Annotated in this window: 23 protein-coding genes; 14 read left to right on the top strand and 9 right to left on the bottom strand. The window is 61.3% G+C overall.

The window, feature by feature from the left end; genetic code table 11:
• Positions 1 to 41 precede the first annotated feature (41 nt).
• Both budA and alsS read left to right on the top strand, forming a co-directional pair.
• Complete coding sequence (gene budA, locus C2U40_RS15950; protein WP_103827256.1) at positions 42 to 821, top strand: acetolactate decarboxylase; 780 nt, start codon at positions 42 to 44, stop codon at positions 819 to 821.
• 27 nt (positions 822 to 848) lie between these two features.
• Positions 849 to 2,519, top strand: coding sequence for an acetolactate synthase AlsS (alsS, locus tag C2U40_RS15945; protein ID WP_073349178.1), 1,671 nt, complete (start codon positions 849 to 851; stop codon positions 2,517 to 2,519).
• Positions 2,520 to 2,619: 100 nt separating this feature from the next.
• On the opposite strand, the gene C2U40_RS15940 is transcribed toward alsS, so the two are convergent.
• Both C2U40_RS15940 and C2U40_RS15935 read right to left on the bottom strand, forming a co-directional pair.
• Complete coding sequence (locus C2U40_RS15940) at positions 2,620 to 3,195, bottom strand: DJ-1 family glyoxalase III (RefSeq protein WP_103827255.1); 576 nt, start codon at positions 3,193 to 3,195, stop codon at positions 2,620 to 2,622.
• Between the two features lie 33 nt (positions 3,196 to 3,228).
• Positions 3,229 to 4,176, bottom strand: a complete 948-nt coding sequence (locus tag C2U40_RS15935; RefSeq protein WP_103827254.1) for a ketopantoate reductase family protein — start codon at positions 4,174 to 4,176, stop codon at positions 3,229 to 3,231.
• 357 nt (positions 4,177 to 4,533) lie between these two features.
• Here C2U40_RS15935 and C2U40_RS15930 point away from each other — a divergent pair, with 357 nt between their 5' ends.
• Complete coding sequence (locus C2U40_RS15930) at positions 4,534 to 5,016, top strand: YajQ family cyclic di-GMP-binding protein (protein ID WP_016349839.1); 483 nt, start codon at positions 4,534 to 4,536, stop codon at positions 5,014 to 5,016.
• 102 nt (positions 5,017 to 5,118) lie between these two features.
• Here C2U40_RS15930 and C2U40_RS15925 read toward each other — a convergent pair whose 3' ends face one another.
• From C2U40_RS15925 to C2U40_RS15900, 6 genes are all read right to left on the bottom strand, one after another.
• Positions 5,119 to 5,961: a nucleoside-specific channel-forming Tsx family protein gene (locus C2U40_RS15925; protein ID WP_011705056.1), complete on the bottom strand. Its 843-nt coding sequence runs from the start codon at positions 5,959 to 5,961 to the stop codon at positions 5,119 to 5,121.
• 156 nt (positions 5,962 to 6,117) lie between these two features.
• Positions 6,118 to 7,497: an AmpG family muropeptide MFS transporter gene (locus tag C2U40_RS15920; protein ID WP_017408629.1), complete on the bottom strand. Its 1,380-nt coding sequence runs from the start codon at positions 7,495 to 7,497 to the stop codon at positions 6,118 to 6,120.
• Between the two features lie 85 nt (positions 7,498 to 7,582).
• A complete protein-coding gene (locus C2U40_RS15915; RefSeq protein ID WP_017408628.1) occupies positions 7,583 to 7,912 on the bottom strand; it encodes a hypothetical protein in 330 nt (109 codons plus the stop codon).
• Positions 7,913 to 8,027: 115 nt separating this feature from the next.
• A complete protein-coding gene (locus C2U40_RS15910; RefSeq protein ID WP_077095280.1) occupies positions 8,028 to 8,579 on the bottom strand; it encodes a peptidylprolyl isomerase in 552 nt (183 codons plus the stop codon).
• Between the two features lie 15 nt (positions 8,580 to 8,594).
• Positions 8,595 to 9,167: a YajG family lipoprotein gene (locus C2U40_RS15905; RefSeq protein WP_011705058.1), complete on the bottom strand. Its 573-nt coding sequence runs from the start codon at positions 9,165 to 9,167 to the stop codon at positions 8,595 to 8,597.
• A 24-nt stretch (positions 9,168 to 9,191) separates the two neighbouring features.
• Entirely contained in the window at positions 9,192 to 10,334 is a 1,143-nt protein-coding gene (locus tag C2U40_RS15900; protein ID WP_077095279.1) for a methyltransferase, read from the bottom strand.
• 206 nt (positions 10,335 to 10,540) lie between these two features.
• Here C2U40_RS15900 and C2U40_RS15895 point away from each other — a divergent pair, with 206 nt between their 5' ends.
• The 9 genes from C2U40_RS15895 to nqrM all read left to right on the top strand — a co-directional run bounded on the left by C2U40_RS15895 (position 10,541) and on the right by nqrM (position 18,391).
• Positions 10,541 to 10,849, top strand: a complete 309-nt coding sequence (locus C2U40_RS15895; protein WP_011705060.1) for a BolA family protein — start codon at positions 10,541 to 10,543, stop codon at positions 10,847 to 10,849.
• A gap of 441 nt (positions 10,850 to 11,290) precedes the next feature.
• Positions 11,291 to 12,634, top strand: coding sequence for a Na(+)-translocating NADH-quinone reductase subunit A (locus C2U40_RS15890; RefSeq protein WP_011705061.1), 1,344 nt, complete (start codon positions 11,291 to 11,293; stop codon positions 12,632 to 12,634).
• A gap of 3 nt (positions 12,635 to 12,637) precedes the next feature.
• The gene (locus C2U40_RS15885; protein ID WP_011705062.1) at positions 12,638 to 13,867 is read left to right on the top strand and encodes an NADH:ubiquinone reductase (Na(+)-transporting) subunit B; all 1,230 of its coding nucleotides are present in this window, start codon (positions 12,638 to 12,640) and stop codon (positions 13,865 to 13,867) included.
• Positions 13,857 to 14,645 (top strand): Na(+)-translocating NADH-quinone reductase subunit C, encoded by a 789-nt coding sequence (locus C2U40_RS15880; protein ID WP_011705063.1) that lies wholly within the window; start codon positions 13,857 to 13,859, stop codon positions 14,643 to 14,645. The genes C2U40_RS15885 and C2U40_RS15880 overlap by 11 nt, the downstream gene beginning before the upstream one ends.
• Positions 14,638 to 15,270 (top strand): NADH:ubiquinone reductase (Na(+)-transporting) subunit D, encoded by a 633-nt coding sequence (locus C2U40_RS15875; RefSeq protein ID WP_005303545.1) that lies wholly within the window; start codon positions 14,638 to 14,640, stop codon positions 15,268 to 15,270. Before C2U40_RS15880 ends, C2U40_RS15875 begins: the two co-directional genes overlap by 8 nt.
• A 3-nt stretch (positions 15,271 to 15,273) precedes the next feature.
• On the top strand, positions 15,274 to 15,870 hold the full coding sequence (nqrE, locus tag C2U40_RS15870) for an NADH:ubiquinone reductase (Na(+)-transporting) subunit E (RefSeq protein ID WP_005303538.1): 597 nt from the start codon (positions 15,274 to 15,276) through the stop codon (positions 15,868 to 15,870).
• 17 nt (positions 15,871 to 15,887) lie between these two features.
• The gene (nqrF, locus tag C2U40_RS15865) at positions 15,888 to 17,111 is read left to right on the top strand and encodes an NADH:ubiquinone reductase (Na(+)-transporting) subunit F (RefSeq protein ID WP_011705064.1); all 1,224 of its coding nucleotides are present in this window, start codon (positions 15,888 to 15,890) and stop codon (positions 17,109 to 17,111) included.
• A 3-nt stretch (positions 17,112 to 17,114) separates the two neighbouring features.
• Positions 17,115 to 18,155, top strand: coding sequence for an FAD:protein FMN transferase ApbE (locus C2U40_RS15860; RefSeq protein ID WP_011705065.1), 1,041 nt, complete (start codon positions 17,115 to 17,117; stop codon positions 18,153 to 18,155).
• 11 nt (positions 18,156 to 18,166) lie between these two features.
• A complete protein-coding gene (nqrM, locus tag C2U40_RS15855; RefSeq protein ID WP_011705066.1) occupies positions 18,167 to 18,391 on the top strand; it encodes a (Na+)-NQR maturation NqrM in 225 nt (74 codons plus the stop codon).
• Positions 18,392 to 18,479: 88 nt separating this feature from the next.
• On the opposite strand, the gene C2U40_RS15850 is transcribed toward nqrM, so the two are convergent.
• Entirely contained in the window at positions 18,480 to 18,692 is a 213-nt protein-coding gene (locus tag C2U40_RS15850) for a hypothetical protein (RefSeq protein WP_103827253.1), read from the bottom strand.
• A gap of 132 nt (positions 18,693 to 18,824) precedes the next feature.
• Here C2U40_RS15850 and dinB point away from each other — a divergent pair, with 132 nt between their 5' ends.
• Both dinB and C2U40_RS15840 read left to right on the top strand, forming a co-directional pair.
• Positions 18,825 to 19,877 (top strand): DNA polymerase IV, encoded by a 1,053-nt coding sequence (gene dinB / locus C2U40_RS15845; protein ID WP_077095278.1) that lies wholly within the window; start codon positions 18,825 to 18,827, stop codon positions 19,875 to 19,877.
• Positions 19,878 to 19,945: 68 nt separating this feature from the next.
• Positions 19,946 to 22,087, top strand: a complete 2,142-nt coding sequence (locus tag C2U40_RS15840; protein ID WP_103827252.1) for a methyl-accepting chemotaxis protein — start codon at positions 19,946 to 19,948, stop codon at positions 22,085 to 22,087.
• Positions 22,088 to 22,220 lie beyond the last annotated feature (133 nt).

The raw sequence follows: 22,220 nt of genomic DNA, 5'->3' as shown, positions 1-22,220 counted from the left end.
TCCTGATTTGCCAACCTAACAGGATTGGAGGTGAAATCCAAATGGAAACCAATTCATCATGTGACTGCGCCATCGAGATAAGCCAGCAGTTTGCCCGCTGGCAGGCTCGCCAGGGGGGCGGCGAGGTCTACCAGAGCTCCCTGATGAGTGCCCTGCTGGCGGGGGTTTACGAGGGGGAGACCACCATGGCCGACCTGCTGCGCCACGGTGACTTCGGCCTCGGGACCTTCAACCGGCTCGACGGCGAGCTGATTGCCTTCGAGCGCCAGATCCACCAGCTCAAGGCTGACGGCTCGGCCCGCCCGGCCCGCGCCGAGCAGAAGACCCCGTTTGCGGTGATGACCCACTTTCGCCCCTGCCTGCAGCGGCGCTTCGAGCACCCCCTGAGCCGCGAGGAGATCCACCAGTGGGTGGATCGGTTGGTGGGCACCGACAACGTCTTCGTCGCCTTTCGACTCGACGGCCTGTTCGAGCAGGCGCAGGTGCGCACCGTCCCCTGTCAGAGTCCCCCCTACAAGCCCATGCTGGAGGCCATCGAGGCCCAGCCGCTGTTCTCGTTCAGCCAGCGGCGCGGCACCCTGGTCGGCTTTCGTTGTCCGCCCTTCGTGCAGGGGATCAACGTGGCCGGCTATCACGAGCACTTCATCACCGAGGATCGCCGGGGTGGCGGCCACATCCTTGACTACGCCATGGGCCACGGCCAGCTACAGCTGTCGGTGGTGCAACATCTCAACATCGAGCTGCCCCGTAATCCGGCCTTTCAGCAGGCCGACCTCAATCCCGTCGATCTGGACCGCGCCATCCGCGCCGCAGAAGGCTGAGCCCTTCGCTTAACAAGGAGTGACATCATGGAAAATCAACACTGGGCCTGTGGGGCCGAACTGGTGGTGCGCCATCTGGAGGCGCAAGGGGTCAAACAGGTATTCGGCATTCCCGGGGCCAAGATCGACAGGGTATTCGATGCGCTGGAAGACTCCCCCATCGAGACCATAGTGGTGCGTCACGAGGCGAATGCCGCCTTCATGGCCGCCGCCGTCGGCCGGCTGACCGGCAAGGCCGGGGTGGCGCTGGTGACCTCGGGGCCGGGCTGTGCCAACCTCATCACCGGCCTTGCCACCGCCACCTCGGAAGGGGATGCCATGGTGGCGCTAGGCGGTGCCGTGCGGCGGGCTGACGGCCTCAAGCTGACCCACCAGAGCCTGGATACCGTCAGCCTATGTCGGCCGGTCACCAAGTTCAGTGCCCAGGTGGGCACCGGCTCCGCCCTCTCCGAGGTGATGGCCAACGCCTTTCGCAGCGCCGAGCTGGGGCGGCCCGGGGCGGCTTTCGTCAGCCTGCCGATGGACATCATCAATGAGCCGGCCGACGGCGCCATTCTGGTGCCGAGCGCTATCCCGGAGCCGGGAGCGGCCGACGAGCGTGGCATCGATCGGGCGCTGAGTCTGCTGGCGCAGGCCCGCAAGCCGGTGGTGCTGCTCGGTCTGCTGGCCAGCCGGCCGGAGAACTCCCTCGCGGTGCGCGCCTTCCTCGACAAGAGCCGGTTACCGGTGACGGGGACCTATCAGGCGGCCGGGGTGGTGGATACCCACCATTTCGACGACTTTGCCGGGCGGGTGGGGTTGTTCAACAACCAGCCGGGGGACAAGCTGTTGCAGGATGCGGATCTGGTGGTCTGCATCGGTTACAGCCCCATCGAATACGACCCCGTGCTGTGGAATGGCACCGGCGAGCGCCAGCTGCTGCACATCGATGCGCTGCCGGCGGAGATCGACAGCAGCTACTGCCCGGCGGTGGAGCTGGTGGGTTCCATCAGCGCCAACCTGGCACGGCTGACCCGGATGCTGCACCAGCCGCTGGCGCGGGATCCGGCCATTACCGCGCTGCTCGGCGAGATCCGTGCCCAGCGCCATCAGCTCGCCGAACATGCCGGCCGGCTGGGGGGCACCCCCATCCATCCGCTGCGCATCGTCAAGGAGCTGCAGGACATCATCGGGCAGGACATGACCCTGTGCGTGGACATGGGCAGCTTCCACATCTGGATTGCCCGCTATCTGTACAGTTTCCGGGCCCGCCAGGTGCTCATCTCCAACGGCCAGCAGACCATGGGGGTGGCGCTGCCCTGGGCCATCGGGGCCGCCATGGTGCGGCCGGGGGAGAAGATCATCTCGGTGTCCGGTGACGGCAGCTTCATGCAGTCGAGCATGGAGCTGGAGACCGCGGTGCGGCTCAAGTCCAACATAGTGCACATCATCTGGGTCGATAACGGCTACAACATGGTGGCGATGCAGGAGGAGAAGAAGTACTGCCGCAGCTCCGGGGTGAGTTTCGGCCCCATCAACTTCAAGGCCTATGCCGAGTCGTTCGGGGCAGCCGGGTTTGCCGTCACCTGCGCCGAGGATCTGCGACCCACCCTGCGCGCCGCCATGGCGGTGAGCGGGCCGGCGGTGGTGGCCATCCCGGTGGATTACAGCGACAACCACCTGCTGATGGAGCAGCTCAGGCCCGAAATGCTCAGTTGAACCGGGTCTGAATCGGCGGTCTGCGAAGCGGTCCGCCCAACGCAGAGCGCCCCTTGCCAATCGGCAAGGGGCGCTCTGTCATTGCGAAAGGAAGAGTCACTCAGGGCATGAGCGAGGGGGGCAACACCATGGGGCCGGCCACCGCACGGGCGGCTTCGTCACCGCGTAGCACCCGCACCAGCTCGAGGGCGAACTCGATGGCGGTGCCCGGCCCCTGGCTGGTGATCAGGCGATGGGCCTGATCGGTCACTAACCGCGCGGTACTGAGCTGCGCCGTGGGCAGGCGGGCCTGAAAAGCGGGATGGCAGGTGGCGCTGGCATTCCCCAGCAGATTGTGGTGCTGCAGCACCACGGCGGGGGCGGCGCAGATGGCTGCCCGCCAGCGCTGCGCTGCCGCCTGCGCCTTGAGCAGGGCGATGGCGCGCGGCGTATCGCGGATAACCTCGCTGCCGGGCAGGCCGCCCGGCACGACGATGGCCTCGAACACCTGGTCAGCCAGCTCGTCGAGGTGGCAATCCGCCACCAGCTGTACGCCGCGGGAGGCGTGGATCTGGCGCTGCCCGGCCGGACAGCAGGAGGCGAGCACCACCTCGATGGCCCCGCGCACCAGGGTATCGACGATGGCGACCGTCTCGATCTCTTCCGACCCGGGGGCCACCAGTACCAGTACGCTCATCCGTTGCTCCTTGCGTTGGCGAGCCCGCCGGGCTCACTGCTTCTCTTTGATGGCCTGATAGAGACCCTGATTGACCGGCACCGCGATGCCGTGGCAGGCAGCCCGGGCCAGCAGGAAGCCGGTGATGGCCTCGATCTCGGTTTCGCGCCCCTGCTCCATGTCCTGATACATGGAAGAGTAATTGTCGGCGGTGAGCTCCACCACCGTCATGACTCGGCGCAGCAGTTCGTCGCTGCCGGTGGGCTGGCCTTCGGCCTGCATCACGTCCGCCACTTCCACGCAGATTTGCTGCAGGGCATCGGCAAAACGCGGACCGGCCAGCTCGCCATTTTTGAGCTTGTAGAGCGCGGTGAGCGGGTTGATGGCGCAGTTGACCGCCAGCTTCTGCCACTGGCGCGCCTGGATCTGTTCATCCCAGCCGGCTTGGCCTAGGGCCACCGCCAGATCGTCAGCCAGGGCGGCGTGGGCTCTGGCCGCCTCGTTGACCGGGCCGAGCCAGGTTTCGCCCTTGCCGGTGTGGCGGAACACGAAGTGGCCGCTCTGCATGGCGCCGTGGCTGGTGACGCCGGCGATGATCGGATTGTGCGGGAACAGGGTGACCACCTGCTCGGCGATCCCCATGCCGTTGTGCAGCAGCACGATGGGCACGTCGGTCGCCAGCTGGCCCACCAGCGGCGTCAGCGCCTCGATGACCTGGCCGGCCTTGGTCATCACCAGCAGCCGTTTGACTTGGCCGGGCTGGCTGATGAAACCGCGCTCGATGTTGATGAGCTGGGTGTGGCCCTCCAGCGAGGTGAAGTCGATGCCGGGGTGCAGGGTGGAACGGTGGCGCTCGCGCAGCAAGACGCGAGTGGCCTGGCCGCTTTGAGTCAACAGGGAGGCGAAGACGCCGCCCAGGGCGCCGCAGCCCAGCAGTGTCCATTGGGGGGAGGAGGTGTGTCGACTTTGTGTCAGGTTGTAATCGCGTGATCCGCTTGGCATGGAGAGACTCAATCAAGGTAGGGGCTGCATTCCAGTCAACCGCCTGCCGGGGATAAGTGAAGATGTCGCCTGGCGGACACCAGAAACGAGTTCATCATCTTGCTGCGAGGTCGTGATCAAGGCTTGTATGAGACTTGCTTATAGGGAACCGGTTGCTCACATATTCATATACATGCCGGCTCCTGCGCAGCGCCTTACCTTGCGGACGACCTCTTGCGGCAGATCATGAACAGGTTCTAACGGGTCTCGCCATTCCTGTGCGCAGGGGATTCTAGCAGAGCAGTCCCATCGAAATCAGCAAATTTGCCGTAATTCTGGTAGATTTGCCCCCTTATAGCGCAACATGAGGAGCCCACTATGCCGTCATTCGATATTGTCTCTGAAGTCAAAATGAACGAGGTGTTGAACGCCGTCGACAACGCCAATCGTGAACTGGCGACCCGTTTCGATTTTCGTGGTGTCGAAGCCAGCTTCGAATTGAACAAGGAAGAGGTCAAGCTGGAGGCCGATGCCGATTTCCAGCTCAAGCAGATGGTCGAGATCCTGCGCGCTGCCCTGCTCAAGCGCAACATCGAGAACAGCTCCATGGACGTGGGTGACAGCGTTCACTCCGGCAAGCGCTTCCACCTGACCGTGAAGTTCAAGCAGGGGATCGACAAAGAGATCGCCAAGAAGCTGGTGAAGCTGATCAAGGATTCCAAGATCAAGGTGCAGGCCGCCATTCAGGGTGACGAAGTGCGCGTCACTGGCAAGAAGCGTGACGATCTGCAGGAGACCATGGCCCTGGTGCGCGGCGCCGAGCTGGGTCAGCCGATGCAGTTCCAGAATTTCCGCGACTGATGATGGCCGGGGGAGGGTGCGGCTCTCCCCTGTTGCCGGCAGCAAGCCATAAAAAAACCGGAGCAGCTGCTCCGGTTTTTTGTATCCCTGATACCTGTTCTATTAGAACTTGTAGGTAACGGAGAAGTAGTGGCTGAAGCCAGAGCTCTTCCACGGGGTACCGTCGTAGGCAGTGGAGCCATCTTTGGTGCCGTAGGCATCCATGAAGTACTTCAGGCCGTAACCGACGGCGTAGCGATCGGAGTGCCAGTAGATACCGTGGAAGGTAGCCAGGTTGTCGCTGGTACGGTCAGCACGGTTGTGGGTGTCCAGATCGAAGGCGTAGTCCAGGTAGCCCTGGTAGGAGACGAAGCTGCCGTTGCTGAAGGTGTAGAAAGGCTTGAACCAGTTCATGGCGAACCAGTAACCGTTCCACTCACCCTCTTCTTCGGTGAAGAACTGGTTTTCGGTGGCGTGACGAGCATACAGGTTCATGCCCACTTTGCCGAACCAAGGCACTTGTACATCAGCACCCAGACCGATCATGTTCTCCATCTGGTTGTCGCCGATGTTGTTCAGGGAGGCGATGTAGACCTCTTGCACCGGACCAAAGGAGAGATCTTTACCAGTCAGCGCATCCAGAGACATACGCGGCGCAAACTTCATGAACAGGTTCTGACCCTTGTGCTTGTCGCTGTGACGGGAGTCGAAGATATCGAAGACGTCGACGTAACCGTACAGGTCAAACAGGCCGGAGCGACCACCGAATTCCATTTCGAAGTAGGTGTCGTTGTAATCTTCAGCACCGGTGGTGAAAGGACGTTGGTCGATGGTGTGCATAACGTTGAACTGCATCCACTTGTAGTCATTCTTGTGGATGTCACCGCTGTAGTCAGCAGCGAAGGCCGGGGTAGCGGCTGCAGCCAGCAGACCGGCAGCGATCAGAGTCTTGGTAAATTTGGCCATTTTATTGGTCTCTTGTGCGTTAGTTGAGGTTTTCCGTAGCCTGCCCACAAGGAGCGGAAGGGATTCTAGCCAAATAAATTCATCGGAGAAACCAGCACTGGGGAACTTTATTCGGAAGTGTGAATCTAATCACCCCCAATTTTACGCAAACGCTTGCTATTTATCCGATTGAGATAGCAAGGATCTTCCTCGTTTGGCAACCAGCACGATCAGGATCAGCACCGGAATACCGAGCAGGCTGGTGCTGATGAAGAAGCTGCTGTAGCCGAACTGTTCGACGAAACGGCCGGAAAAACCCGCCAGCAGCTTGGGCAGCAGCAGCATCACCGAGCTGAACAGGGCGTACTGGGTGGCGGAGAAGGCCACGTTGGTCAGGCTCGACAGATAGGTCACGAAGGCGGCCGTGGCAATACCGGCGCTGAGGTTGTCCAGCGAGATGATCAGGGTCAGCAGCTCCAGGTTGTGGCCCACCTCGTTGAGCAGGGCGAATAGCAGGTTGGTGCTGGCGGTGAGCAGGGCGCCGAGGAACAGAATGCGCAGGGTGCCAAAGCGCATCACCAGCACACCGCCCAATGCGGCCCCCACCAGAGTCATGATGACCCCGTACACCTTGGTGATGGTGGCTACCTCGGTCTTGCTGAACTGCATGTCCACGTAGAAGCTGTTGGACATCACCCCCATCACCACGTCCGAGATGCGATAACAGGCGATGAGCCCGAGGATCAGCAGGGCCGAGCCGCCGTAACGGCGGAAGAAGTCGGCAAACGGGCACCAGATGGCTTCGTGGCTCCAGGCGCCGAGCCCGGCCAGCGAAGCGGGCCAGCCACGGGCGAGCAACAAGGCCTTGTGGGCCGCCTGCTGCTCATTCTGGCTGGCAAGGTCGATCACCGGTTCATGACAACAGAGGGTGGTGATGACGCCGAGGGACATCAATCCCGCCATCAGCAGATAGGTGAGTCGCCAGCCGTTGTAGTCATAACCGCTGTTGCTGCCGAGCCAGGCGGCCAGCGCCAGTGCGCCGGCGCCGGCCATGATCATCGCCAGCCGGTAACCGGTCATGTAGGAGGCCGCCATGGCCGCCTGCAGCCGCTCGGGGGCCGACTCGATGCGATAGGCGTCGATGACGATGTCCTGGGTGGCGGAGGCAAACGCCACCAGCAGGGCGAACAGGGCTAGCTGGGCGAGCTGGGTCTTGGGATCGCAGAAGGCCATGCCCACCAGCGAGGCGGCGATCAGCAGCTGGGAGAACAGCATCCAGCTGCGGCGCCGGCCCAGCCAGCGAGAGAGCAGCGGGAGCGGCAGCCGATCCACCAGTGGTGACCACAGCCACTTGAAGCCGTAGGCCAGCGCCACCCAGCTCATATAGCCGATGTCGGTCAGGCTGACATCCGCTTCGCGCAGCCAGAACGACAGGGTGCCGAACACCAGCAGCAGCGGCAGGCCGGAAGAGAATCCCATGGCAAACAGGATGAGAACCCGAGTCTCAAGGTAGACGGCGAGCGAGTCTCGCCAGCTCGGTGTACGGACAGTGTTCAAATACCTGACTCCTCTGGGAAAATTGCGCCATTTTGTCAGGTTCGAGAGGGATAGCCAAGGCAAGCCGGGGGTGGCGTTGCGCGATTCAGGGGCGCAGGCCGATGCAGTGGCGCGGCAGCGGCCCGTCCGTGGTCAGGTAATTGGCGCACTCCATCAGCTGCAGGCGCAGCCAGACGTCGGCGATGATCTGCTGTTCATCCCATTGATGCAGGCTGTGCAGCAGGTGCCAGAATACCCCCTCCTGCTCGGAGGCCGGAGTCTTGTCGGCGGGAACCTGGGGCAGATCCTGCCAGTGGGACAACAGCTGCCAGCTCAGATCTTCCAGCTGTTGATAGGGGATCTCTCGTGCCAGAAAGTGACGAACCGTCTGGGCCAGCGGGATGGCGTGCTGGGCGATGTAATCATTGCAGGTCACCGGAACCTCCTTCTCCTCTTGTGGGCCTAGTCCCGAACAGCGGGGCAAGGCCAGAGTATAGAAAGGGGCGCCGGCGACCCAGCGCGCGGGGTGGCGGAATGTGATCTGCTCCGCGTTATTTGTCTGCCAGCAGCACCACTTTCTTGAGGATGATGGGGCTGGTGGGCACGTCATTGGCACGCAGGATCGGGCTGTAACCGGTCTGCACCTGGGCCAGCTTGTCCAGCACCTCCATGCCCTGCACCACCTGGCCAAACACGGTATAACCGGCGCCGGCATTGGCGTTGAGGTTGTTGTTGTCAACCAGGTTGAAGTAGAACTGGCGAGTGGCACTGTCGACCGCCTGGGTGCGGGCCATGGCGATGCTGCCGCGCTTGTTGGGCAGGCCGCCCTTGGACTCGTTGACCACGGGATCGAAGGTCGGCAGTTGCTGGAACTGCTGGTTGTAGCCGCCCCCCTGCACCACGAAGTCCTGGATCACCCGGTGGAAGATGCTGCCGTCATAGCTGCCATCCGCCACGTAGCGCAGGAAGTTCTTCACCGTCTGCGGCGCCTGTTTGGACGCCAGTTCCACCACGATATTGCCGTGGTTGGTCTCCATCCTGACCTTGGGGCCGGCGAATGCCAGCGGGGAGATCAGCATGGCCAGTAACCAGAGTTTTTTCATCTATCCGCTCCTCGCTCAGCTCGGCTGACCCTTGAGATACCCGCGCAGGGCGTTGTCCGCCATGATCTGCTGCAGCAGGCTGCCCAGCTGCTGGTTCAGGATGGATTCCAGCTCGGCCATGCTCGGCTCACCCGGGCCTTCCTTGCTGGAGGACATGTTGAACTGCTTGGTCAGCTTGCTGCCCTGGAAATCGGCGATCACCTGCAGGCTGACGCGGGACTTGGTGACATAGGTGAAGGTCTTCTCTTCCACCGTGACCGCAGCGCTGGAGATGGCCAGGGTCAGGTTGGTGGTACCGCTGTTGCCCACTTCCAGCCCCTGGCTGCGCAGCCCTTCCGCCAGCTTTTCGGCCAGCAGGTTGTTGAGCGGCTGTTCGCTGTTGACCAGCACGGCGGCCTTCTCTTTCTTCTTGATGGAGAAAACGTAGGCGGCTTCACGCTTGTCCACCCCTTCCAGGGTGATGCGGTTGCCGGAGTAGTACTGCTGATTGGAGGGGATCACCTGCGGGTTAAGCAGGGCGGTCTCCGGCCAGTGAGTCGCACAACCACCCAGCATCAGGGCGGCCAGCAGCAAGAGTGACTTTTTCATCATGGGTTTCCTTTAGCTTTCTGTTTAGCGTTTGATGGCTTTCAAAATAACGAATTTGCTGTTCGACGCAACGACTTGTGCGTTGGCAAACAGGCGCTTGAGCTTGTTGTGATAATCCAGGTGACGGTTGCCTACTATCCAGAGTTCGCCGCCCTTGGGCAACACCCGATGGGCATCGCTGAACATCTGCCAGGCGATATGGTCGGTGATCGCCTGCAACTGGTGGAACGGCGGGTTGCAGAGGATCCGGTCCACCGAGCCGACCGCCACGCCGTCGAGACAGTTGTTGACCAGGAAGTGGGCGCGGGGCAGGGCAGCCGGCAGATTGTGTTCGACGTTGAGCTGGGCCGAGGCGACCGCCATGTGGGACTCGTCGATGAAGGTCACCTCCACCTCGGCGTCCCGTGCCAGCAGGGAGAGCCCCAGCACGCCGTTGCCGCAACCCAGATCGATCACCTTGCGGGCACTGTGGATCGGCAGGTTGTCGAGCATGAAGCGGGCACCGATGTCCAGACTGGTGCGTGAAAACACGTTGGCGTGGTTGTGGATGAGCATGTCGGTGCCCTCCAGCGGCCAGATCGTGGGAAAGGGATTGGCCAGCGCGGGCCGTTCGGCAGGCGTAGCGGCCGGGGTGCAGTGGATGAGGCGGGCCTTCTTCCAGGCCAGCGAGGTGCGGGTCGGCCCCAGGTATTTTTCAAACAGCGCCAGAGTGGAGCTGTGGATGTCTTTGGCTTTGCCGGCGGCGATGACGCGGGTGGCGGGGGTGGCCACCTGGCGCAGGGCCAGCAGTTGTTGCTCCAGCAGCGCCTGATATTTGGAGACCTTGATCACTACCAGTGCGGGGGTATCGGGCAGGGAGGCCAGTGCATCCTGCAGGCGGATGGCATGGGGATCCAGGCCGTTCTCGGCCAGATTGGCCAGGGTGGCTCGTTCGCTGATATGGGAGTCGGTCACGCTGACGGGAGCATGGCCGTGCAGGTAGGCAGCCAGGGCGCCGAAGCCGTCATTCATGATGATGACCGGGCCGTCGCGCTCGAGAGGCTCCTCGGCCAGGGTGTTGATCAGGTACTCGTCTGCGGCGTCCCAGGCCTGCAACGGATCCTGGAGCTGGCGTGGATAGCGATACAGGGTCAGGCGACAATGGGCCGTGTCGAGAAGGGTTTGCATAGGCGAAGTGTCCAGCTGATTCATGTAACGGGCGCCGACGGGGCGCAAAGTGGCGCTATTCTAGCGGGGGCGGAGAATTTCACCAGTCCCGGCCGCCACGGCAGCGGGGGAAAAGCGTGTCATTTTCCCGTTCTGGACGATTTCGTCATCCGGCCAACCCTGGCTACAATGGCCGGACATCCATTTTGGGAGTTTTGCTCGTGACCATGCAACAACAGATCGAGGCCAAGCTGGCCGCCGCCTTGTCCCCCAGCCATCTGGAAGTGATCAACGAAAGCTACATGCACCGGGTGGCACCGGGCTCCGAGAGCCACTTCAAGGTGGTGGTGGTGAGCCAGGCGTTTGAAGGACAGCGGCTGCTGGGGCGTCATCGTCAGGTCAACGGAGTGCTGGCTGAAGAGTTGGCGGGAGCCATTCATGCATTGGCGCTGCATACCTATACCGAGCAGGAGTGGCAACAGCGGGAACAGGCACCAACCACCCCCAGCTGCGTCAGCAAAAACGGTCTCTCCTAAGGCTATTGACGAATTGATTACTCAATCTGCGACTAGTTAACAATTCATAAACGTTTTCCGGTGGCGTCCCTGGCTGTGGAACGGGACGCCAACCTCCCGCCCTGACATCAAGATTTCTAATCCTTTTTTGAACATAAAAACCATTACCCATTTTTGGGTAATAATGGCTAACTCGAAGCCGCGCCTGAGGTTTCGTGAAAAAAAGCCGCGTGATTAAATTTCGATGATTTTGTGATAGAGCGGGGATTTTCCCCATTTTGCATGGCAGGCAACTCGCCATAAGTGGTAAACTCAGGCGCTTTTGAATGACCCTGTATGTTGCTGATTTGTTTATTTCTTCGACATCATCCCGCAACATCAACGGGCTCATTCAACAACTCGTCGTGATGTATTTCTCGGCGCTAACCAACCTGTCTTCCCTTAACGGTAGTGCAAGTGAGTATGATTACAATTAAAAGAGGACTGGACATCCCCGTGCTGGGTGCTCCGGAGCAAGTAATCTACGATGGCCCGGCCATCACCCGTGTTGCTACACTCGGCGAAGAGTTCGTGGGGATGCGTCCTACTATGTTTGTCAAAGTAGGTGATCGCGTCATTAAAGGTCAGGAGCTCTTCGAAGATAAGAAGAATCCCGGCGTTAAATTCACGGCCCCCGCCACCGGTGTGGTTTCAGAGATCAACCGGGGTGCCAAGCGCATTCTGCAATCCGTTGTCATCGATATCGATGGGTCCGACGAGCAGGTGACCTTCGAGCACTTTGCGTCTGCCGAGCTGGCCAAGCTCGAGCGCAGCAAGGTGCAGGAGATCCTGGTCGCGTCCGGCCAATGGACCGCGTTGCGTACCCGCCCGTTCAGCAAGGTGCCGGCCGTGGGTTCCACCCCTCGCGCCATCTTCGTCACCGCCATGGACACCAACCCGCTGGCTGCCAGTGCGGAGCTGATCATCAAGGAACAGGCCCAGGCTTTCCTCGACGGTCTGGCCGTGCTGACTCGTCTGACCGATGGCACCGTCTACGTCTGCAAGGGCGAGGCGAGCCTGCCGCACGCTTCCCTGGCGCAAGTCAAGGAAGAGGTGTTCGTCGGCCCGCACCCTGCCGGTCTGCCCGGTACCCACATCCACTTCCTGGACCCGGTCGGTGCCAAGAAGGTGCAGTGGCACATCAACTATCAGGATGTGATCGCCTACGGCAAGCTGTTCACCACCGGTCAGATCTTTACCGACAAGGTGATCGCGCTGGCCGGCCCGAACGTGGTCAAGCCGCGTCTGCTGCGCACCCGCATGGGCGCCTGCATCAGCCAGTTGACCAACAACGAGCTGCGTGCGGACGAGAATCGCATCATCTCCGGTTCCCTGCTGAGCGGTGCCAAGGCCGAAGGGGTACATGACTACCTGGGTCGCTACCACAATCAGGTCAGCGTACTGGGTGAAGGTCGCGAGAAAGAGTTCCTGGGTTGGGTCAATCCCAGCGCCAGCAAGTTCTCCATCACCCGTACCACCCTCTCTCACCTGATGAAGGGCAAACTCATCAACTTCACTACCACCACCAACGGTAGTGATCGCTCCATGGTGCCTATCGGCAACTACGAGCGCGTGATGCCGCTCGACATCCTGCCGACCCTGCTGCTGCGGGATCTGGTCTCCGGCGACACCGACAATGCGCAAGCACTCGGCTGTCTGGAGCTGGATGAGGAAGATCTGGCGCTCTGTACCTTCGTCTGCCCCGGCAAGACCGAGTACGGCCCAGTCTTGCGTGAGTGCCTGACCAAGATCGAACTGGAAGGTTAAGCGATGAGTTTCAAGCAACTTCTTGAAAATATGGAACATCACTTCGAGCCGGGTGGCAAGTACGCCAAGTACTATGCCCTGTTCGAAGCGGCGTACACCCTGTTTTATACCCCGGGTTCCGTGACCCGCAATGCCGCCCACGTCCGTGATGCGATCGATCTGAAGCGCATGATGATCATGGTGTGGCTGGCCGTGTTCCCGGCCATGTTCTGGGGCATGTACAACGTCGGCAACCAATCCATCGCCGCCATCGCCCATCTGGGCACGGCTGCCGGTGCCGACACCTGGCAATACACCATAGCCACCCTGCTGGGTGCTTCGCTGGATCCGGCCGTCGCCGGCATCGGCAGCAAGATGCTGATCGGTGCTGCCCACTTCCTGCCCATCTACCTGACCGTGTTCCTGGTCGGTGGTTTCTGGGAAGTGCTGTTCGCCATGGTGCGCAAGCACGAGATCAACGAAGGTTTCTTCGTGACCTCCATCCTGTTCGCGCTGATCGTGCCGCCCGAGCTGCCCCTGTGGCAAGCTGCCCTGGGTATCACCTTCGGTGTGGTGCTGGCCAAGGAAGTGTTCGGTGGTACCGGCAAGAACTTCCTGAACCCGGCGCTGGCAGGTCGTGCCTTCCTGTTCTTCGCCTATCCGGGCCAGATCTCCGGTGATGCAGTCTGGGTTGCCGTCGACGGCTACTCGGGTGCCACCGCGCTGAGCCAGTGGGCCCAAGGCGGCCAGATGGCCCTGATCAACGGTGCCACCGGCCAGACCATCAGCTGGATGGATGCCTTCCTTGGCAACCTGCCCGGTTCCATCGGTGAAGTCTCCACCCTGATGATCCTCATCGGTGCGGCCATGATCGTCTACATGCGGATCGCCTCCTGGCGCATCATCGCCGGTGTGATGATCGGCATGGTAGCGACCTCCCTGCTGTTCAACGTCATCGGTTCCGATACCAACCCCATGTTCAACATGCCGTGGCACTGGCATCTGGTGCTGGGCGGCTTCGCCTTTGGTATGGCCTTCATGGCGACCGATCCGGTCTCCGCTGCCTTCACCAACAAGGGCAAGTGGTGGTATGGCGCCCTGATCGGGGTGATGGTGGTGCTGATCCGGGTGGTGAACCCCGCCTTCCCGGAAGGCATGATGCTGGCCATTCTGTTTGCCAACCTGTTTGCCCCCTTGTTTGACCATTTCGTGGCGCAGGCGAACATCAAGCGGAGGATCGCTCGTGGCGTTTAATAAAGACTCTACTGTCGGCACCCTCACCATAGTGACCGGTCTGTGCCTGGTCTGCTCCATCGTGGTCTCCGTGGCCGCCGTGGGACTGCGTCCGGCCCAGCTGGAAAACCGGGCGCTGGACAAGCAAAGCAACATTCTGTCCGTCGCCGGTGTCGATATCAGCAGCGTGGCCAAGCGCGATCTGGCCCAGCTGTACGGTGACAAGATTGAAGCGCGTCTGGTCGATTTGACTACCGGTGAGTTCGTTGACGGCGATGCCGACAACTTCGATACCAAGCTGGCGGCAAAAGACCCGGCCAAGAGCATTCGTCTGGCCCCGGCCGACGACAAGGCCGGCCTGCGTCAAATCTCCAAACTGATCCCGGTGTTCTTCGCGAAAGATGCCGAGGGCAAGGTCGACAACATCATCCTGCCGATCTACGGCCAGGGTCTGTGGTCCACCATGTACGCCTTCGTGGCGGTCGCGGCCGATGGCCAGACCATCAAGGGCATCACCTACTATGACCACGGTGAAACCCCGGGTCTGGGCGGCGAGATCGAAAATCCGGCCTGGCGCGAGCTGTTCGTCGGCAAGAAGCTGTTCGATCAGGATGGCATGCCGGCACTGCGGGTGATCAAGGGTCATGCTCCGGCTGGTTCCGAGCATGAGATCGACGGCCTGTCCGGCGCGACCCTGACCGGTAACGGCGTACAGCATACCTTCGACTTCTGGATGGGTCCCAAGGGCTTCGGTCCTTTCCTGGCCAAGGTTCGTGCAGGAGAAATCAACAATGGCTGACAAGAGCGAAATGAAAAAGTTGCTGTTGACGCCTGTGCTCGGCAACAACCCCATCGCACTGCAGGTGCTGGGGGTCTGTTCCGCGCTGGCCGTTACCAGCCAGATGAAGACGGCGTTCGTGATGACGCTGGCCGTTACCGCGGTCACCGCCTTCTCCAACCTGTTCATCTCCCTGATCCGCAACCAGATCCCGAACAGCGTGCGGATCATCGCCCAGATGGCGGTGATTGCCTCGCTGGTTATCGTGGTTGACCAGGTGCTTAAGGCGTATGCCTACGACATCTCCAAGCAGCTGTCGGTGTTCGTCGGCCTCATCATCACCAACTGTATCGTGATGGGTCGTGCCGAAGCCTACGCCATGAAGAGTGCCCCGCTGCCCTCCTTCCTGGACGGTATCGGCAACGGTCTGGGTTATGGCGCCGTGCTGCTGACCGTGGCCACCGTGCGCGAGATCCTGGGCTCCGGTACCTGGTTTGGCATCGAACTGCTGCCGCTGGTGAACAATGGCGGCTGGTATGTGCCCAACGGCCTGCTGCTGCTGCCGCCGAGTGCGTTCTTCATCATTGGTCTGATCATCTGGGGCGTACGCACCAAGGATCCCAAGCAGGTGGAGGCGAAGGATTAAGGTATGGAACACTATATCAGTCTGTTGATTCGCTCGATCTTCATCGAGAACCTGGCGCTCTCCTTCTTCCTGGGGATGTGTACCTTCCTGGCGGTGTCCAAGAAGGTCAAGACCGCCATGGGCCTGGGGATCGCCGTTATCGTGGTTCAGACCGTGGCCGTCCCGGCCAACAACCTGATCTACAACTACGTCCTCAAGGACGGTGCCCTGGTTTCCGGCCTGGATCTGAGCTTCCTGAGCTTCATCACCTTTATCGGGGTGATCGCGGCACTGGTGCAGATCCTGGAGATGGCGCTGGACAAGTACTTCCCGGCTCTCTACAACGCGCTCGGTATCTTCCTGCCGCTCATCACCGTGAACTGCGCCATCTTCGGTGGCGTCTCCTTCATGGTGCAGCGTGACTACAACTTCGTTGAGTCCGTGGTCTATGGCGTGGGTTCGGGTGCCGGCTGGATGCTTGCCATCGTCGCGATGGCGGGGATCCGCGAGAAGATGAAGTATTCCGATGTTCCAGAAGGCCTGCGCGGCCTCGGCATCACCTTCATCACCGCGGGTCTGATGGCGCTGGGCTTCATGTCCTTCTCTGGTATTTCCCTGTAATCGGAAAGGAAATATAGATGGAAATTATTCTGGGTGTGGTCATGTTCACCGTGATCCTGCTGGCCTTGGTGGCAGTCATTCTGTTCGCCAAGTCCAAGCTGGTGACCGCCGGTGACGTGACAATCAGCATCAACGGCGACCCGGCCAAGGCTGTGACCAGCCCGGCGGGTGGCAAGCTGCTCGGTGTGCTGGCCGGCAGCGGTATCTTCGTCTCCTCCGCCTGCGGCGGCGGCGGCTCCTGTGGTCAGTGCAAGGTACGGGTGAAATCCGGCGGCGGCGATATCCTGCCGACCGAGCTGGATCACATCAGCAAGGGCGAAGCCCGTCACGGCGAGCGTCTGGCCTGTCAGGTCACCGTTCGTTCCGACATGGACATCGAACTGCCGGAAGAGATCTTCGGGGTGAAGAAGTGGGACTGTACCGTCATCTCCAATGACAACAAGGCCACCTTCATCAAGGAGCTCAAGCTGCAGATCCCGGATGGCGAGAGCGTGCCGTTCCGCGCCGGTGGTTATATCCAGATCGAAGCGCCGGCTCACCACGTGCAGTACAAGAACTTCGATATTCCCGAGGAGTATCGCGGTGACTGGGATCGCTTCAAGATCTTCGAGCTGGAGTCCAAGGTCAACGAGCCGATCATCCGTGCCTACTCCATGGCCAACTATCCGGAAGAGTTCGGCATCATCATGCTGAACGTGCGGATCGCGACCCCGCCGCCGAGCAACTGGACTGCCCCTCCCGGCCAGATGTCCTCCTACATCTTCAGCCTGAAGGCTGGCGACAAGGTGACCATCTCCGGTCCGTTCGGCGAGTTCTTCGCCAAGGACACCGATGCCGAGATGGTGTTCATCGGTGGTGGTGCCGGTATGGCGCCGATGCGTTCCCACATCTTCGATCAGCTGCGCCGTCTGAAGACCAAGCGCAAGATGAGCTTCTGGTACGGTGCCCGTTCCAAGCGCGAGATGTTCTATGTCGAAGACTTCGACATGCTGCAGGCCGAGAACGACAACTTCCAGTGGCACGTCGCCCTGTCTGATCCGCAACCGGAAGACAACTGGGACGGCTACACCGGCTTCATCCACAACGTGCTGTTCGAGAACTATCTCAAGAACCACGAGGCGCCGGAAGATTGCGAGTTCTACATGTGCGGGCCTCCCGTGATGAACGCAGCCGTCATCAACATGCTGAAAAACCTCGGTGTTGAAGACGAAAACATCCTGCTGGATGACTTTGGTGGTTAATCAATGCACAGTGTTGTAAAGACCTGGCTAGCCTTCGGGCTAGCCTTTTTCTTGACTGGGTGCGGTCAGGAACAAACGGTCCAATCGAAGCCGGAGATCCACATCACCGGCAGCACCATGGGTACCTATTACTCCATCAAGGTGGCGGACAGCGTCATCACGGATCCCGCCAAGTTCCAGGCCGAAGTCGATGTGCTGCTGGAGCGGGTCAACGATCAGATGTCGACCTACCGCCCGGATTCCGAGCTGTCGCGCTTCAACCAGCATCGCGGCTCGACGCCGGTGGTGGTCTCCCGCGATACCGCGCGGGTGGTGACCGAGGCCATTCACATTGGCCGTGAGAGCCGCGGGGCGCTGGACGTCACCGTCGGCCCCTTGGTCAATCTGTGGGGCTTCGGGCCCGATGCCAGGCCGACCAAGATGCCCTCCGACGAGCTGATCACCCAGACCCGCCAGAAGACCGGGCTCGGCAATCTGCACGTGATCACCTCGGCCGATGCCGATACCCTGCAAAAGGACATCCCGGATCTCTACGTGGATCTCTCCGCCATCGCCAAGGGCTTTGGGGTCGACAAGGTGGCCGAGTATCTGGAGTCCATGGGCTCACGCAACTATCTGGTGGAGATCGGCGGCGAGCTGCGGATCAACGGCGTCAACGGCAAGGGGCACCCCTGGCGCGTCGCCATCGAGAAGCCGACCGCCAACGCCGGTTCGGTGCAGGAAGTGATCGTGGCCGGTGACAACGGGGTGGCTACCTCGGGCGAGTACCGCAACTATTACGAGCTGGACGGCAAGCGCTTCTCCCACACCATTGATCCCATGACCGGCAAGCCGATCCAGCATCGGATGGTGTCGGTGACCGTCATTCACCCCTCCTGCATGACCGCAGACGGGCTGGCGACCGTGTTCATGGTGCTCGGGCCCGAGAAGAGCCTGGCCTATGCCAAGGAGCGGGGCTTGGCTATCTTCGTGATCACCAAGACGGATGATGGTTTCGAGGAGTCCTACTCCGATGCCTTCAAACAGTATCTGGTTAGAAAATAAGGGGCGGTAACATGCAGATTTTTTTGATCACCTTCGGGGTATTTCTGGCGGTAGTGGTGGCCATGGCCATCGGTTACATCTTCCAGAAGAAGACCATCTCCGGCTCCTGCGGCGGGCTCGGCAGCATAGGTATCGAAAAAGAGTGTGATTGCCCGGAACCCTGTGACAACCGCAAGAAGAAGATGGCCAAGGAAGAGGCCCGTCGCAAGATGCTGGCGGAGAACCGGATCATCTGAGCGGACAGGGCGCCGAGTCGTACTCGACCCCGTGCCGGATAACCGACGGGCTGACCTGATGGTCAGCCCGTTATTTTTTGCAAAAGACTCAGTAGTCGTATTGCTGGCAGGCTTTCTTTTTGAACTCAGCCCGCCAGCGTGCCAGCTCCTCCCGGGTGCCCAGCTCGTCGCCCTGTTTGATGGCCTGCTCCAGCGCCGCGATGCGGTCATACAGCCAGCTGCATTCGGCGGTCGGGTTGTCCTTGCTGCTGCCCGGCTGTGCCAGCAGGCAGAGCCCCAATCCCAGCCAACTTATCTTCATCTCACCCTCCTTGCATGATGCGCTAACCAATGGTGCCTTAAGAGTCTATATCTGACCCTCATTTCATGCCGATGGCAGAAATGGCAGCACTGGGTTAGCATAGGCAGGTTACCTGTTTATTCGTACAGTGGTATGCGCAAGATCATTCACATCGACATGGACTGCTTCTATGCCGCGGTAGAGATGCGGGACAACCCGGCCCTGCGCGAGGTGCCGCTGGCCATCGGCGGCTCGGCTGACAGGCGCGGCGTCATCTCGACCTGCAACTATGTGGCGCGCCGCTTCGGGGTGCGCTCCGCCATGCCGAGCGCTCTGGCTCGCAAGCTCTGCCCGCCGCTGGTGCTCATTCCCGGTCGGATGGCGGTCTACAAGGAGGTTTCCCGCCAGCTGCGGGCCATCTTCCTGCGCTACACCGAGCAGGTGGAGCCGCTCTCCCTCGATGAGGCCTATCTCGATGTGACGATGAGCCCCTGCTGTGGTGGCAGTGCCACCCTGATGGCCCGCGAGATCCGCGCCGCGATCAACACCGAGCTGGGGTTGACCGCCTCGGCCGGGGTGGCGCCCAACAAGTTTCTGGCCAAGCTCGCCTCCGAGCAGCACAAGCCGGACGGCCTGTTCGTGATCCGCCCGCAGGAGGTGGATGAGTTCGTGCGCCAGCTGCCGCTTGGCAAGTTGCCTGGCATCGGCCGCAAAACCGCGGATCGGCTGGAGTCGCTCGGCCTTTACTCCTGCGAAGATGCCCGCCAGCTCGGCAATGAGGAGCTGATCGCCCGTTTCGGCAAGCTCGGGGAGATGCTGGCCGGGCGGATCTGGGGCCACGACGAGCAGCCGGTGCAGGCCCAGCGGGTGCGCAAGACCATAGGGGTGGAGACGACGCTCGCCAGCGACGTGCTGGATGAGGCCGCCTGCTGGCAGGTGCTCCGCCAGCTCATCCCCGAGCTGGAGCAACGTTTCTCGGTCAGCCACGGCAAGGAGCAACTGATGGGGCAGGGGATCAAGCTCAAGTTCGCCGATTTTCAGCAGACCACCGTCTACCGGCGCGGCGGTTACCAGCCGGAGCGGTTTCACGATCTGCTGCACGAAGGCTTGCTGCGGGCGCAGGGCAAACCCATTCGGCTACTGGGATTGGTGGTCGGCCTGCCTGCGGCCGGCGAAGTGAACCAACTTGCCCTGGATTTAGCGTGATAAGGTTAAGTTTTTGTTTCTAAAACCGATACACTGATCACATCTGTAAAAAGCTAGGAAATGGTGGCATGAGTTCTCTTTCTGTTCAGGGACGGATCACCCTGATCGCCGGTTGTTGTTTGTTGGCCAGTGCCGGAGCCTTGGTGGCCTCTTCCCTCTTCAGTGCTGCCAACATGCAGGATCAGGTGCTGACCTCCACCACGGCGGAAGCCCAGAGTGCGGCCGAAAACTGGATGAAGGCGATGGGTTCGGAGCAGGCGGCCAAAGTGACCAGCTATCTGGACGAGGCCTACTTCCGGGCCACTCTGCTGGGGCAGGGGATCCTGTTCCAGCGCAAGAATGCGGCCGACAACTTCGGCTCCTCCGAAACGCTGCGTACCGCCGTCAATCAGCAGTTGCACGACGCGGCCGCCTCCTCTGACAACCTGCTCGGCGTCTATGCGGTGTTCGAGCCGGATCAGCTCGACGGTGAAGACAGCAATTATCACGGTTCCAGCGCGCTGGGCTCCAACGATCAGGGCCGTTTCTCCACCTACTGGGCGCGGGTCGATGGCAAGATAGAACCCGAGGTACAAAACGAATCCGTGCTGGCTGACCAGAGCCCGACGGCGGCCGGCGGGGTGGAGAACGAGTGGTATCGCTGCAGCATCCGCAGCAAGGCGCTCTGCCTGCTGGAACCCTACCTCGATGATGTGGGCTCGCAGAAGGTGCTGATGACCTCGGTGACCGTGCCCCTGCTGGAGCAAGAGAAGCTGCTCGGCATGGTCGGCGTCGATATCTCGCTGACCGCGCTGCAAAGCCTGGTCAAGGAGATGGATCAGGAGCTCTACGAGGGGCAGGGCAAGGTGCTGCTGGTCAGCAGCCAGGGCCGTGTCGCCGGCGTGGACGGCTTCGATGTCACTTTGGGCAGCCCGCTCGGCCAGCAGTATCAGACTCTGGCCGGCGAGCTGCAGGGCTGGCTGGGTCAGGGGCAGGTCAGCAGCCGCTGGAGTCCTGACGGCACCCTGTTGCAGACCTTCGTGCCGGTCAAGATGCGGGGTACCGAACAGAAATGGGGCATCTACATCGAGCTGCCGCGCAGCGTGGTGCTGGCATCGGCTCTCCAGCTGCAGGACGATCTCTCCGGTCAGGCCAGCCGCAGCGTGATGACCCAGCTGCTCATCGGTGGCCTCATCTCGGCGGTCGCCCTGATCTGCATCTGGCTGATGGCCCACCAGATAGTGGCCCCCATTCGCGCCGTGGTCGCCCGCCTCAAGGACATTGCCAGCGGCGAGGGGGACCTCACCCAGCGCATCGAGCTGCGCCGTGACGACGAGATTGGCGAGCTGGCCAAGTGGTTCAACAGCTTCTTGAACAAACTGCAGAGCACCATCAGCCAGGTGATCGATACCGTCGCCGGGACTCGTGCCAGCGCCGAACAGGCCGCCAGCGTCGCCGAGCGCACCAGCGCCGGCATGCAGGCCCAGTATCAGGAGGTGGATCTGGTGGCGACCGCGTTCGAGGAGCTGAGCGCCACCGCCCTGCAGGTAGCGGGGAATGCCAACTCGGCGGTGGCCGCGGCCAACCAGGCCGATACGGCGGCGCAGGAGGGCAAGTACGTGGTGGCTGATACCCAGGAGGCGATGCGCAAGCTGATGGCGGTGATCAGCGACGCCAAGCCGGTGGTGGAGCACCTGTCGGCCAACAGTGAGAACATCAACGACATCCTGGTGGTGATCCAGGGGATCGCCGAGCAGACCAACCTGCTGGCGCTCAACGCCGCCATCGAGGCGGCGCGGGCAGGTGAGCAGGGCCGTGGCTTTGCGGTGGTGGCGGACGAGGTGCGCAATCTGGCGGGTCGCACCCAGAACGCCATCGTCGAGATCCAGACCCTCATCGGCCAGCTGCAGTCCGGCACCGAGGCCGTGGTGAAGGCGATCATGACCGGCCACAGCCAGGCGGATCTGACGCTCACCAAGGTGGACCTGTCGGTCAGCGTGCTGGAGCAGATCATCCACGCGGTGGCGACCATCCATCAGATGAACGAGCAGATTGCTAGGGCGGCGCAGGAGCAGAGCGGGGTGGCGGACGAGATCAATCGCAACGTCAGCAACATTCGCGACGTGAGCCACACCATCCGCGCCGAGGCGGCCAGCTCTGCCGAAAACGGTCGCGAGTTGTCGGCGCTGGCCGACAAGCAGCAGCAACTGGTGGGGCAGTTCAAGGTATAGGGATAAGAAAAAAGGCGCCGTCCAACCGGAGGCGCCAAACACATTCAGATGACAGACTGGGTTAAATCGGTCCGATTTAAACCCCTCTTCCCGCAGAGGAAGAAACACAACACCACAATCGCAGTCCAGTGAC

Source organism: Aeromonas sp. ASNIH4 (genome assembly GCF_002934425.1).
Lineage (GTDB): Bacteria > Pseudomonadota > Gammaproteobacteria > Enterobacterales > Aeromonadaceae > Aeromonas > Aeromonas hydrophila.
Note: the sequence above shows the minus strand (reverse complement) of the source record. Positions and strands in the feature narration are given on the sequence as shown.